Genomic DNA, 12,218 nt, shown 5'->3' on the forward strand with positions numbered 1-12,218 from the left:
TTTCTGGTTTTGGCTTATCCAGTTACACACCTTTTTTATTTCTTCTTTCTCGGATTGTTTGCCAGACTTCCCATCACATCATTGAGACCTACACCCAGGTCACGTGCTTCATTTAGTTTATGGGCTAATTTAGCAGGATGAATCCGTTCATCATCTTCTTTTATTTTAAAATCATCACCAACATAGGCATTCCAAAAACCTTTACCCCTTTCTGTGAAATCCACAACTTCCCCATGATTATCAACCAATTTTACAATACCAGCAATAACAAATCCCTGCTTTATATTAACATTTATTGTATCGGGAAATCGTTTATCCTTCATCACTGACAACCCAACTTCCATAAAATGACTAAACAATTCAGAGGTCTTAAACAACTCAAAGTCACGACTGTTTCCATAACCCTGCGTAAAAACTTCATTGTCATCTTTTACATTTCTTTCTATTAGGCTTTTAAGTCCTTGAACATGATTTTTTTCATTTTTCAATTCATCTTTTAATACCTGCTGCACCTGTACGTGCTTAGTGATTTCATGCCGCAACACATCAATTTCTCCCTGCATGACATCAATTCTCCCTAAATGTTTTTGAATTTCTTGCTTACTACTCAACAATTCTTTTTCAAGGCTTGCTATTGTATCATTTGTATTTTTCTTACTTAGAAGTTCCTGTCTATCATCTTCAAATTTGATTTCATCCGCAAGAACTCCTTTTTTGGGAATGTTCAATATTTTACCCACACCCCACATTATAAATGGCACCCCTACAACATAGAAAGCTGTTACAGCTACTGGTATCAGAAAATAATACCATTCATAATCAAATCTATTCTCTATATAAGTAATTCTGTCTTCAATTCTTTTATCTGAAAGAATCAAAAAAATTATTGGCTTCCACAGGAGAACTATTAATGATATTAATAGTGAACCAATTAATGGACTTTTAAATCTATCCATTGCTGTTCCCACTACTCCTTTTCCTGTATCGACTATTTCATCAACTACACCTTTTATATCGTCCTTTGTCATATGTTTGGCTATCTTACTTTAAAGGTACATAACAACAGAGACAAGAACAATACAATCAGTACTACTCAAATACGTTCTTCAGCTGTGGCAAAGCATTGGCGTATTTATCTGCGTAGTGCTGGATAATGGTATCAATTTTCTGATGACCAGTTGCACCGCATATGGTAGTCAGTGGCACACCTTTCTGTATACATAAGTTGGTGAATGTCTTGCGCCCAATATCGTGACTACTCAATAAACTGTATTTAGGTGCTGTACCCTCTTCCACTTTTTTACCAGTAACTTTTACATAGGGTTCTGGCTTATGGAGTTCTGGAATATTCTTACAAAATGCTTTTATAAAATCATTCACATGATTGTTAAATGTAGGTAGCTGGTAATCGTACTTATCTAAAATATCCTGAACATTTTTAGTGATAGGAATAATAGCTTTGATGTTTTTGCTTTTGGTTTTTTCAGGTATAATCTGAATTTTACCATGCCTACAATTCTCCCTGGTTACCTGTTTCATATCACCGATACGCATACCCGTATGTGACAGAAATATTATAGTGTCCTTTATTAGCTGGTCACGTTCGTTAGTAGGCTGGTATTTAATGATAGCATCTAATTCTTCCCTTTCCAGACAAACAATTACGCCTTTATTCTTTTTTATCTTTTCCCAATTTTCGGGCTTAATGCTGTGGCTGATTTCTTTTTTATCCAGCCATTTAACAAATTCTTTGATAGCCTGTATTCTACCAGCCAATGTATTAGCCTGTATCTTCTTTTTAACATTCAAACAGTAGTCCACGAACTTTTGAATAAAATCGTAGGTAAGGTTATGCAATGTTAATTTGATGCCCAGATGTTCTTCAGCTTCTTTCAAATCCTTTGCTACATAAATAAGTGAGTAGGCACTTGTTTTTTCTGTCCTCTCCTGCTTAATTTTAATATACTCCTGAAGTAGTTCGTGTATATCTTCCGTGGTACTGGCTGGTTTATCTAAAGCCTGTTCTATATGGGCAACCTCTGGCAACTCATTGTACTTATATTGGTGGTCGGTAATAATTTGATGAATGGTGTTGTAAATTTTATCAACAATGGCAGCATCTGATTTAGATAGTGCGCCTCGTTTCGGCTGGCATGTTTCAATATTCCATTTATCGGCTGAAGCCTTTACACCTGTTGGAAACCTTTTTATCTTACCACCTTTACTGTAATAGATATAGATTGTACCTATACCAGTTTTTGCACTGATGTTGTAGAGGTCACGTTTTATGTTTCTGGTCTTATCCATCGCAGTAAAATTTAGTAAAGAATTAGTAAAACTTTTGAAGACAAGTATAAAATCTATCTTTGTAAATCGAATTGCAAAAACGGCTTCTAAACATATTTAAAGCCCATTTTTGAAACCTAAAACCAAATATACAAATTATGTTTGTTCACCACGTTTTTTTCTGGTTAAAGAACCCCGACTCGTCCGAAGACAGAAACCAGCTGGAAGAAGGACTGCTGGAGCTTGAAAAAATTGATGTTATCCGTACCTTTCATGTAGGCGTGCCTGCCAGTACCAACCGTCCTGTTATTGAAAGAGGCTATGCATTCTCCCTGCTGCTGATATTTGATGATCTGGAAGACCAGGAGACTTACCAGACTCACCCTGTTCATGAGCGGTTTGTGAAGGAGTGCTCTCACCTGTGGGCAAAGGTGGTGGTGTACGATTCGGTTGATTAACACCGGTCTGCCGCAAGCATGCCGGGCTAAAACTGACTTAGGTCAATATGACTGGTGTACCCGCTTTATTATAGGCATCAGCCATCTTAGCTGCCTTTTTCAGGCTTTACTAAACAATATAGGCCCGGATAGCATATTTATAGGTGATACCTTTATCGTAAACCTATGAATAAGCTATCTGGACTTTGCCTTGCACTGCTCGCTTTTTTTGCTTTTACAGCCCCTGATCCAACTACTTTACCGGCTGCAGATGAGCAGCAAAAGGCCCCTGTGCTGGGGCATATTATGGTTCGGGTTTCAGATGCAGAAGCCTCTCTCCGTTTTTACCGGCAATACCTGCAGATGGAGCTAAAGGAGAAAACCACCCACGAAGGCGAAACTCGTTATTTCCTAAGCAGCACCAACAGCCACCACCAGCTGGTGCTGATCCAGAAGCAGAACCTCCCCGAGCAGGAGCAGCGAATACTGCAGCAGATAGCTTTTCAGGTATCAGATCATGCAGGCCTGGTGGAGGCTTACCAAAAGCTTAAGGATGTAGATGGATTTGAGATGTCGGATAATAAGATCAGCTGGTCGCTGTATTTTAAAGATCCTGATGAGAATAAGATGGAAGTTTACTGGGATGTAAGAGATCAGCCCTTCGGCTCCCCCAAATGGAACGGCCAAACCGAACCCCTGACGGAGGCTGCCTTGCTGCGTGGCAAACCCTGAAGATTAATTATCAGGCAGCCTTGAGGCAGCTTATGCCTTTACGGCTTTGTACCATTCGTTATGCCCACAGTGGCCGCATTTCTCGTCTGGCTTTTTTTGGCTTTCAAGCATATTGCCACAGCTGCCACAGGCATATTTTCCGTCTACCACCTGCAGTTCATCAAGATATTCCTTGTCCCAGCCGGGTAAAATGCAAAGCCCTTCTCGTTCATGATCTTCATGGAGATAGATGGTAAACGAACCATTGGCTTCCAGGTAGGCCCGCTGCACCCTCCCCAGGCTCACAACCTCCTTCAGCCTGATTTCGGTTAACATACGCTCGCGTGTTACCCTGCTCTTCCGCATGTTTACCAGCTCCAGACGGCCATCGGCCGCAAGCGAACCTACATTCCCTACCACCAGGCTCTCAAAGCCCGGGTTTTTCATGGTATTTGTTGAAACGATGCGTTGTACGCCAATCACTACCCCTGCAATGATAAACGCAGGCAATAAGCCTCTTTCAGGATCTTGTATGGGTATACCAACGGCCGCCGCCAGTGATATCATGGCAATCATTTCGTTTCTGCTGATCAGCGCCGACATACGCTTGCCCATGATCCGCATACTAAAAATAAGTAACAGGTAAACAACTACAATCCGGAGAACAACCTCAAGCAAAAATATGGGTGGTACACCGTCTCCTATGAGAATTCGCATCCAATCCCACAGTTCCGCGTCTGCTGTATTCATTATTGTTATTTATTAATATTATCGATTATTGAATAGCAGGCACCCAATCCCTGTTGCCACAGTTGCTGCATTCATCCCGGGAGTCACTGTCCTGATCAACCATGTTACCACAATAGCCACAGGCTCTGTGACGATCAATTTTTTTGGTCGCTGGAGGCAACCCGCCATCAGCTCTTGGATATACAGACAGGCCAGGTTTTGATTCTGCCAGTTTATACAAACTAAAATGACCGTCGGCTTCGGAGTATAGCCTTTTTACCTGCCCCAGGTGCCGAACGCCCTTAGATCTTAAGGCGGCCATGATCTGATCCTTGCTGATCCGCAATTCTTTTAAATGTTTTGTATCTATCACCCCATCTTTGATCAGGAGTGATATCTTGCCCTGGGTAAGTATTTCTGCTTTACGGTTTTTATAGGTAAGGATGGTTTGGCCCTGGTGCAAAAGCAGAATTGAAAAGAGCAGGATAATACCTGGTAAAATGCCCCTGTCGAAGGCCTGCATGGGCACCGAGGCAATGGCACCAAGGGTAAGCATTACGGCCAGGTCTGTAATGGTTAACTGGGCATTCATCCTTTTGCCCAGCAGGCGCATCACAATTATTATAAAAAGGTAAATGACGAGTGTTCGAAGAAAAACTTCTACCATAAACCCCCAGGGGTTGTTTCCTATCAGCAGGCGTTCCCAGTCACTAAGTTTGATTTCATCTTTCTCCATATCAAAAAATAGACTAATGACAGCTTGCTAATGTTGCGACACTCTCCGGTATTTTTTATTAAACTTTTGATTTCATACCCCATTTATAGAAAAAAATGGGCACCTATTACAACAGGCGCCCATTCAGCAATAAAATCTTTAAAATTAATTACAACACTAATTATCCATTATCTGCTGAGAGCAGCCTTTCAAACGCCTCTTCCCACTGCTGAAAACTGAACTGCTGCTGTACATTCCTGAACTTCTGACGGATGAGGTCCAGTTGCAGATTACCAATGCTCCCTTCGTGGGTGTGCTGTACCTGAAGTTCTGGCTGGTAGGTGCCCTCGCTTATGGCTGTACCCACCTCTTTATAGGCCTGGCGGAAAGGCACCCCTGCCATTACCCGCTTGTTTACTTCCTCTACACTGTATATGTATTTGTACTTTTCGTCTTTGATGGCATCCGGATTTACCTTTGCCCGCTGCAGCATATAACTGCAAATGCTAAGGCTGCTCTTCAATTCTTCAAGGGCCGGAAAAAGAATTTCCTTCAGCAGCTGAAAATCGCGGTGGTAGCCACTGGGCATGCTGCCGCTAAGCATCATAATTTCGTTGGGCAGCGCCATTTGCCGGTTGCTCTTGCCGCGCATCAGCTCAAACACATCAGGATTTTTCTTGTGGGGCATTATGCTGGAGCCGGTGGTAAGCTCATCAGGAAGGGCAAGAAAGCCAAAGTTCTGGCTGTTGTAAAGGCAAACATCCATGGCCAGCTTACTTAGCGTATGGCTGATACCAGCCATGGCAAAAGCCAGGCTAAGTTCTGTTTTTCCCCTGGAGAGCTGTGCGTTCACCACATTTACGTGCATACTATCGAAGCCCAGCAGCTTGGTGGTAAGGGTGCGGTTAATGGGCAGCGAAGATCCATAACCGGCACCAGAACCCAGCGGGTTCTGGTTGATGATACCATAAGCGGCATGGAGCAGGCGCAGATCATCGGCCAGTAGCTCGGCATAGGCCGAAAACCACAGGCCAAAGGAAGAAGGCATAGCCGCCTGCAGGTGGGTATAGCCGGGAATCAGCACTTCTTTATGCTGTTCTGCTCCCTGTAACAGGGTGTCAAACAACTCCTCTACCAGCCCTACCAATTCTTTTACCTCTGCCCGCAGGTACATTTTCAGGTCTACCAGCACCTGGTCGTTACGCGAGCGTGCGGTGTGCACCCGCTTGCCTGCATCGCCCAATTGCTGTGTAAGCTGAAGCTCCACCTGCGAGTGCACATCTTCCACACCTTCCTGTATGCTGAATTTACCCTCCTGAATCTGCTGGTAAATGCTTTGCAGGCCCTGCTTTAGCTGATGCAGCTCCTCTTTGGTTATGAGGCCAACCGATTCCAGCATGGTGGCATGGGCCAGGGAGCCCAGCACATCGTAAGGGGCCAGGTAAATGTCAAGCTCGCGGTCTTTGCCTACGGTATAGCTTTCTATTTTATTTTCTACGGTAAATCCTTTGTCCCAGAGTTTCATGGCAGCGTGTGGTTTAAAAATGGAGGTCTTCTAAAAGCGCAATGTAGCGCGCTATGCCGGCTTTGATTTCCGAAAGCCGTATGTATTCGTTGGCCGTATGCGAGCGGGCAGAGTCGCCGGGGCCTAGTTTTACAGATGGAAACGGCATCAGCGCCTGGTCCGATAGAGTTGGTGAGCCATAAAGCGCCATGCCCATGCTCCGGGCTTTCTGCACCAGCGGATGATCGGGTGCAATACCGGAGGAATTCAAGCGGGTAGAACGGGGAGTGACTTCGGCAGCAACCTGCAGCCGAATAAGCTCCAGCAGTTCTACATTGCGGTAGCATTCATTGGTGCGCACATCCACCACAAAACGGCACTCATCCGGCACTACGTTGTGCTGGGTGCCGGCCTGTATCTGTGTAACCGACATTTTAACCGGTCCCAGCACTTCAGATGTTTTTGAGAACTGGTGGGTGCGAAACCATTCAATGTCGGCCAGTGCTTTATAAATAGCATTATCACCCTCGTTGCGGGCAGCATGCCCTGCCCTGCCCCGGGCCACACAATCGAGCACCATCAGACCTCTTTCAGCAATGGCAAGATCTAATGAGGTAGGCTCACCTACTACAGCCAGTGCCACCTCTCCTAACAGTGGTAAAATAGATTGCACGCCTCCCTGCCCGGAAACTTCCTCTTCTGCCGTAATGGCTACAATAAGCTTATAGGGGAGTTTTGGCTGCCTGCTTAGGTAGAGAAAAGCTGCTAGTAAAGAGACTGCCGAAGCACCCGCGTCATTGCTGCCCAGGCCATATAATGTATCTCCAGCTACCAGGGGCTCAAAAGGGTCTTTCGTCCAGCCGGCTACGGGCTTTACGGTATCATGGTGTGAGTTGAGCAGCAGGATTGGTGCTGCAGCCTCATAGTTTTCGGCCACGCACCAGACGTTATGGCCCTGCCGCTGTGGCTGCTGCCCATGTTTCCTGAGAAAGGCTTCTATCAAATCTGCCGTTGGCCCTTCTTCTCGTGAAAAAGAAGGGGTACTGATCAGGGCTTTCAGGAGCTCAACAGCCTCCCCATGCAGGGTATCTAAATCTTCTACAGGCATAGCGTTGTTCCGCTTTCCAGGTCGGCAATATCGGTGGCATAGCAGATCCTGACACTGCTTACTCCTGCTTCGATGGCATTAAAGGCATTATCGAGCTTCGGGATCATGCCATCGGCAATTACCCCCTCCTGCTTATACTGGCTGTAGCTGGAAGGATTAATGTTAGTAATAACAGAATCGGGCTGGTTGATATCCGTTAGCACTCCTTTCTTTTCAAAGCTGTAGACCAGGTCTGCTTTGAAGCTCTTGCTCAGTGCAACGGCCAGGCCAGACGCGATGGTATCGGCATTGGTATTGAGCAAACTGCCCTGCCCATCGTGCGTAAGCGGCGCTATAACCGGTGTGATGCCTGCTGCAAATAAGCGCTCCAGCAGCGCTACATTAATATTGGAGGTTTCGAAGTCGCCTACAAAGCCCCAGTCCCGATCGCCCTTCTGACGTTTGTGGGCTGGAATTAAATTACCATCGGCACCGGTGAGGCCCATGGCATTGCAGCCCATCGACTGCAGCAGGGCCACTATACGCTTGTTGATGCCCCCGCCATAAACCATGGTAACGATCTGCAGGGTTTCAGCATCGGTTACGCGGCGGCCTTCTACCATCTGTGCCTTGATGCCCAGCTTTTCGCCCATCTGGGTGGCAAGTTTGCCACCACCATGCACCAGCAGTTTATTGCCCTGCAGCTGTGTAAACTTATGCAGTACCTCCTGCAGCAGTTCGGGACTGTCTACTACATTCCCGCCTATTTTTACGATGGTTACATTTTTCATTTGGCTGATCTTTTCAGGTTCAGGCAACAATCAGGGCCTGATCAGACTTTGCTAACAGGCTAAGATGCCGGGTTTTGTTGAATGGTGTTCAGTTTTAAGCTGCCCAGCTCTTCAAATGAGTTGACCCTTTTGCGGTTAATCAGGTACCAGCCATCCTCGAAACGCTGATATACCCTTACCTCACTTGGAAAAACGTAATCAAAGGTTTCAAACTCATCTTCAGGATCAACTGCTTCCTTTTTAGGGATTTCAAAAGCATAGTAGGTGGCGCCGGACAAGCCCTCCCTGATATCTCCGCTCTTGGTATCCGTGGCATCTCCCAGCTTTATGTTATTGTTGCTGTGGACAATCACATCGTAATGCCTGTTGGAAGCGCACTGGCCCATGACATAGATACCGGGATTTCCAGACGCTTCCACTCCCTGTATGGCACCCTGCCAGGTTTCAAGTGCATCACATTCTGTTAAAAAATCAAAATCAACTTTTTCGCCTTTCTTTTCAACTTCCGTTGGTGCAGGTCGATTTTCCCTGATATCATCTGCAGCTACCATTGGGCCTTCTACTTCTGTTAATGCTTCTTCTGATTTGGTTGCGGCTTTTTCGCTCCCTGACTGGTTACAGGCAGTTGCAAGCCACAGGCCAAGTATGAGAATAGTTAGTTTTTTCATGTCTTAAATTAAGTTCTTGCCCTAAATGATGAAGAAGCAATTCTATCATGCTGCCCGTCCTGTAGCGTCGTTGTAGTACAACGACGTGGTAGCGAAAAAGCAGAAACAAAACTACTAACCACACAACCTGAAACAAGAGCAAAGCTGCTATAAACCTGAAATCTACCTGTTCATGATTTACCTAGCTGCCCGCCTCCACCACGTCGTTATACTATAACGACGCTACGGGAGCTGCTGCATGATATCAGGTTGCGGTACATTTCGTTTCAAAGACTCTCCAGCATTTTTTTCAGCACCAATTGAGCGGTCCAGAGGCGGTTTTCGGCCTGTGGAATCACGATGCTGTTATCTACCACCGCATCGGTGGCAATAACGTTGCGACGAATGGGCAGGCAGTGCATAAAGTGAGCACTATTAGTAAGCGCCATTTTTTGCTCGGTGATGGTCCAGGCAGGGTCCTTCGATAGAATTTTACCGTACTCCTGATAGCTGCTCCAGTTTTTGGCATAGATGAAATCTGCTCCCTCAAATGCTTTATCCTGCCTGTACTCCACAGGGCTGTCTTTTACAATAGCGGGATCCAGCTCGTAGCCTTCGGGATGGGTAATCACCAGGTCTACCTCCCCGGCCTGCATCCACTCTACAAATGAGTTAGGCACCGCCTGTGGCAGTGCTTTGGGATGCGGCGCCCAGCTTAGTACCACCTTTGGCCGCTGTTTCTTTTTGTATTCTTCAATGGTGAGCAAATCGGCAAAGCCCTGCAGCGGGTGCTTTGTAGCACTCTCCAGGCTCAGCACCGGCACCTTACTGTGCTGGATAAATTTGTTCAGCACCATTTCATGGTAATCTGTTTCTCTATTTTGCAGACCTGGAAAGCTACGTACGCCTATGATATCGCAGTACTGCGATATAACATTTACTGCCTCCTTCACGTGCTCCTGGGCGGCACCGTCCATGATGGTGCCCTGCTCCCACTCCAGTTGCCAGCTGTCCTGGCCCATGTTCAATACCATTACCTGCATGCCCAGGTTATAGGCTGCCCGCTGGGTACTCATGCGGGTGCGCAGGCTTGGGTTTAAAAAGATAAGTCCCAGTACCTTATTTTCCCCCAGCTTCTTATGGGCGTAGGGGGTTTGCTTTAGTTCTTTTACTTCCCACAGCCATTGGGCGGGGTCTGGAACATCGTGAACAGAGGTGAATTTTCTCATTTTTCTACAGGCACCCCATGGGGGACTACTTTCTTAAGTTTGGCGATAAAGTCATCAACAGCCGGTACATCAATCGTTAATGGCGGCAACAGCCTGATTTCGTTTGGCCTGGAGGAGCTGCCGGTTAACACCCGCTCTTCTTCTACCAGGGCATTCTGAATTTCTTTCACATCTCCCTCGAACACCAGGCCCAGCATCAGCCCCTCGCCCACCACAGCTTTGATGGCAGGAATGGCCTCCAGCTGCTCCCGCAGGTATTTACCCACTTTGGCTGCGTTTTCTACCAGCTCCTCCTTCTCCAGCACATCAAGTACCGACATACAGGCGGCACAGGCTAATGGGTTGCCACCAAAGGTAGTACCCAACATACCGTACTTTGGTTTAAATTTTGGGTGAATAAGTACGCCACCCACCGGAAAACCGTTGGCCATTCCCTTGGCAACGGTAATCAAATCAGGTTTTACACCTGCATGCTGATGGGCGAAAAATTTACCCGTACGGCCGTAGCCCGACTGGATCTCATCGCAAATAAACACAGCTTCGTGCTTTGCACAAAGTTCTTCAATTGCTTTCAGAAATGAGGTGCTTGGCACATAGATACCGCCTACACCGCGAATGCCTTCAATTACCACTGCACATACATCGCCTGCGGCAAGTGTTTTCTCCAGCAACTCTATGTTTTCAGATTCCAGGATCACCACCTCGCCGCCTTCGTTTACCGGGGCCTGAATTTTAGGGTTGTCGGTAATACTCACTGCTGCAGAGGTACGGCCATGGAAGCCTCCTTTGAAGGCTACTATTTTCTTTTTGCCATTCTGGAAAGAAGCCAGCTTCAGGGCATTTTCAATAGCTTCGGCACCTGAATTGCACAGGAACAGCTGGTAATCGTTGTATCCGGAGAGCTCACCAAGCTTCTGCGCCACTTCGTTGCGCAGCTTAAATTCTACTGCGTTGGAGTAGTAGGTAATTTCGTGCAGCTGCTTGGTAAGGGCTGCAATGTATTTAACATGGCTGTGGCCTATGGAGATCACCGCATGGCCGCCATAAAAATCCAGGTACTCGTTGCCCTGGGTATCGTACACATGGTAGCCCTTGGCGTATGCCAGCTCCACTGGCAGCATTTTATAAACATCAAAAAGTTCCATATTGGAGAGGTAAGAAGTGAGATGTTAGACAATAGATTTTAGACAATGGACAAAGGCAGAAGCCTAAGGTACGAACTGCAAATGGAGGAACAGCAGCTCATACCCCATACCTCACAGCTCATACCCATCCCTACTTCCGCATATTCAGAATCCGTTCGTAAGAAGTTACCAGTCCCTTGATAAAGGCGGGGCTAAAGCCCTGGTGCTCCATTTCGTTGAGGCCGGCAATGGTACAACCGCGGGGGGTGGTTACCTTATCGATCTCCTGCTCCGGGTGCGAGTGGTTATGGGCCAGCAGCCCCGATACGCCTTTGCTTACCTGCACGGCAATCTTAAGCGCATCTTCAGAATCAAATCCCAGCTGTATGCCTCCCTGGGTGGCAGCGCGTATAAAACGCATGTAAAAGGCAATGCCGCTGGCACAAAGCACAGTGGCGGCCGCCATCAGCTCTTCTTCAATCACCAGGGTGCTGCCCAGGCAATCGAACATCTCCTGCACTTCTTCTTTTACCCCCTGCGAGCGTTTATTAAAGGCCAGGCAGGTCATGGATTCATGAATGGCAATGGCGGTGTTAGGCATGCTGCGGATAATGGGAAACTCCTCTCCCACCACATCGGCAATATGCTTGATGGTAATGCTGGTGATGACGCTGATGAGCACATGCTGCTCGGGATTGAGGTAAGGCTTTATTTCTTCCAGCAGCTCGTTCAGCTGGCCGGGCTGTACACATAAAAGTATCCAGCGGCTTTCCTTCACAGCCCTTAGGTTATCGGAGGTTACCTGCAGCCCTTTTGTGCTTAGGTGCTGAATACTTTTGGTGTTACGGCGGGTAATAAAAATATCTTCGGCCCTGTACTTACCATTGCTGTGGAGGCCTTCGGCTATGGCTACGCCAAGGTTCCCGCCGCCCAGAACCGCAATTTTAGTATGCTGCAT

13 protein-coding genes are annotated in these 12,218 nt (G+C 46.7%); 2 read left to right on the forward strand and 11 right to left on the reverse strand.

Translation table 11 applies throughout. The features are described 5' to 3' along the window. Window positions 1-35: 35 nt before the first annotated feature. Both KWJ01_RS15805 and KWJ01_RS15810 read right to left on the reverse strand, forming a co-directional pair. Entirely contained in the window at window positions 36-1,028 is a 993-nt protein-coding gene (locus KWJ01_RS15805; RefSeq protein ID WP_224997677.1) for a hypothetical protein, read from the reverse strand. A gap of 61 nt (window positions 1,029-1,089) precedes the next feature. After that, the gene (locus KWJ01_RS15810; protein ID WP_224997678.1) at window positions 1,090-2,307 is read right to left on the reverse strand and encodes a tyrosine-type recombinase/integrase; all 1,218 of its coding nucleotides are present in this window, start codon (window positions 2,305-2,307) and stop codon (window positions 1,090-1,092) included. A 137-nt stretch (window positions 2,308-2,444) separates the two neighbouring features. Here KWJ01_RS15810 and KWJ01_RS15815 point away from each other — a divergent pair, with 137 nt between their 5' ends. Beyond that, the gene (locus tag KWJ01_RS15815; protein WP_224997681.1) at window positions 2,445-2,744 is read left to right on the forward strand and encodes a Dabb family protein; all 300 of its coding nucleotides are present in this window, start codon (window positions 2,445-2,447) and stop codon (window positions 2,742-2,744) included. Between the two features lie 165 nt (window positions 2,745-2,909). After that, a complete protein-coding gene (locus KWJ01_RS15820; protein WP_224997684.1) occupies window positions 2,910-3,455 on the forward strand; it encodes a VOC family protein in 546 nt (181 codons plus the stop codon). 30 nt (window positions 3,456-3,485) lie between these two features. Here KWJ01_RS15820 and KWJ01_RS15825 read toward each other — a convergent pair whose 3' ends face one another. The 9 genes from KWJ01_RS15825 to proC all read right to left on the reverse strand — a co-directional run bounded on the left by KWJ01_RS15825 (window position 3,486) and on the right by proC (window position 12,218). Further along, window positions 3,486-4,184: a DUF421 domain-containing protein gene (locus tag KWJ01_RS15825; protein WP_224997685.1), complete on the reverse strand. Its 699-nt coding sequence runs from the start codon at window positions 4,182-4,184 to the stop codon at window positions 3,486-3,488. A 25-nt stretch (window positions 4,185-4,209) separates the two neighbouring features. Then, window positions 4,210-4,899: a DUF421 domain-containing protein gene (locus tag KWJ01_RS15830; protein WP_224997686.1), complete on the reverse strand. Its 690-nt coding sequence runs from the start codon at window positions 4,897-4,899 to the stop codon at window positions 4,210-4,212. A gap of 160 nt (window positions 4,900-5,059) precedes the next feature. Next, window positions 5,060-6,403, reverse strand: coding sequence for an argininosuccinate lyase (gene argH, locus KWJ01_RS15835; protein ID WP_224997687.1), 1,344 nt, complete (start codon window positions 6,401-6,403; stop codon window positions 5,060-5,062). Between the two features lie 13 nt (window positions 6,404-6,416). Then, window positions 6,417-7,490 (reverse strand): M20 family metallo-hydrolase, encoded by a 1,074-nt coding sequence (locus KWJ01_RS15840; protein WP_224997688.1) that lies wholly within the window; start codon window positions 7,488-7,490, stop codon window positions 6,417-6,419. Then, a complete protein-coding gene (argB, locus tag KWJ01_RS15845) occupies window positions 7,481-8,260 on the reverse strand; it encodes an acetylglutamate kinase (protein ID WP_224997689.1) in 780 nt (259 codons plus the stop codon). The genes KWJ01_RS15840 and argB overlap by 10 nt, the downstream gene beginning before the upstream one ends. A gap of 59 nt (window positions 8,261-8,319) precedes the next feature. Beyond that, window positions 8,320-8,928 carry a hypothetical protein gene (locus KWJ01_RS15850; RefSeq protein ID WP_224997690.1) on the reverse strand — a complete coding sequence of 203 codons (609 nt, stop codon included), beginning with the start codon at window positions 8,926-8,928 and terminating at the stop codon, window positions 8,320-8,322. 266 nt (window positions 8,929-9,194) lie between these two features. Further along, a complete protein-coding gene (locus tag KWJ01_RS15855; RefSeq protein WP_224997691.1) occupies window positions 9,195-10,136 on the reverse strand; it encodes an N-acetylornithine carbamoyltransferase in 942 nt (313 codons plus the stop codon). Continuing rightward, window positions 10,133-11,281, reverse strand: coding sequence for an aspartate aminotransferase family protein (locus KWJ01_RS15860; RefSeq protein ID WP_224997693.1), 1,149 nt, complete (start codon window positions 11,279-11,281; stop codon window positions 10,133-10,135). The genes KWJ01_RS15855 and KWJ01_RS15860 overlap by 4 nt, the downstream gene beginning before the upstream one ends. Window positions 11,282-11,411: 130 nt before the next feature. Then, window positions 11,412-12,218, reverse strand: coding sequence for a pyrroline-5-carboxylate reductase (proC, locus tag KWJ01_RS15865; RefSeq protein WP_224997694.1), 807 nt, complete (start codon window positions 12,216-12,218; stop codon window positions 11,412-11,414).

The organism is Cesiribacter sp. SM1 (assembly GCF_020178975.1).
Taxonomy (GTDB): Bacteria; Bacteroidota; Bacteroidia; order Cytophagales; family Cyclobacteriaceae; genus Cesiribacter.

Bases quoted from the DNA above. Each gene is read 5' to 3' on its own strand.
- KWJ01_RS15820 (WP_224997684.1), top strand. From the start codon at position 2,910: ATGAATAAGCTATCTGGACTTTGCCTTGCACTGCTCGCTTTTTTTGCT.
- KWJ01_RS15830 (WP_224997686.1), bottom strand. From the start codon at position 4,899: ATGGAGAAAGATGAAATCAAACTTAGTGACTGGGAACGCCTGCTGATA.
- proC (WP_224997694.1), bottom strand. From the start codon at position 12,218: ATGCAGCATACTAAAATTGCGGTTCTGGGCGGCGGGAACCTTGGCGTA.
- KWJ01_RS15815 (WP_224997681.1), top strand. From the start codon at position 2,445: ATGTTTGTTCACCACGTTTTTTTCTGGTTAAAGAACCCCGACTCGTCC.
- KWJ01_RS15860 (WP_224997693.1), bottom strand. From the start codon at position 11,281: ATGGAACTTTTTGATGTTTATAAAATGCTGCCAGTGGAGCTGGCATAC.
- KWJ01_RS15825 (WP_224997685.1), bottom strand. From the start codon at position 4,184: ATGAATACAGCAGACGCGGAACTGTGGGATTGGATGCGAATTCTCATA.
- KWJ01_RS15805 (WP_224997677.1), bottom strand. From the start codon at position 1,028: ATGACAAAGGACGATATAAAAGGTGTAGTTGATGAAATAGTCGATACA.
- KWJ01_RS15840 (WP_224997688.1), bottom strand. From the start codon at position 7,490: ATGCCTGTAGAAGATTTAGATACCCTGCATGGGGAGGCTGTTGAGCTC.
- KWJ01_RS15850 (WP_224997690.1), bottom strand. From the start codon at position 8,928: ATGAAAAAACTAACTATTCTCATACTTGGCCTGTGGCTTGCAACTGCC.
- argB (WP_224997689.1), bottom strand. From the start codon at position 8,260: ATGAAAAATGTAACCATCGTAAAAATAGGCGGGAATGTAGTAGACAGT.
- KWJ01_RS15855 (WP_224997691.1), bottom strand. From the start codon at position 10,136: ATGAGAAAATTCACCTCTGTTCACGATGTTCCAGACCCCGCCCAATGG.
- KWJ01_RS15810 (WP_224997678.1), bottom strand. From the start codon at position 2,307: ATGGATAAGACCAGAAACATAAAACGTGACCTCTACAACATCAGTGCA.
- argH (WP_224997687.1), bottom strand. From the start codon at position 6,403: ATGAAACTCTGGGACAAAGGATTTACCGTAGAAAATAAAATAGAAAGC.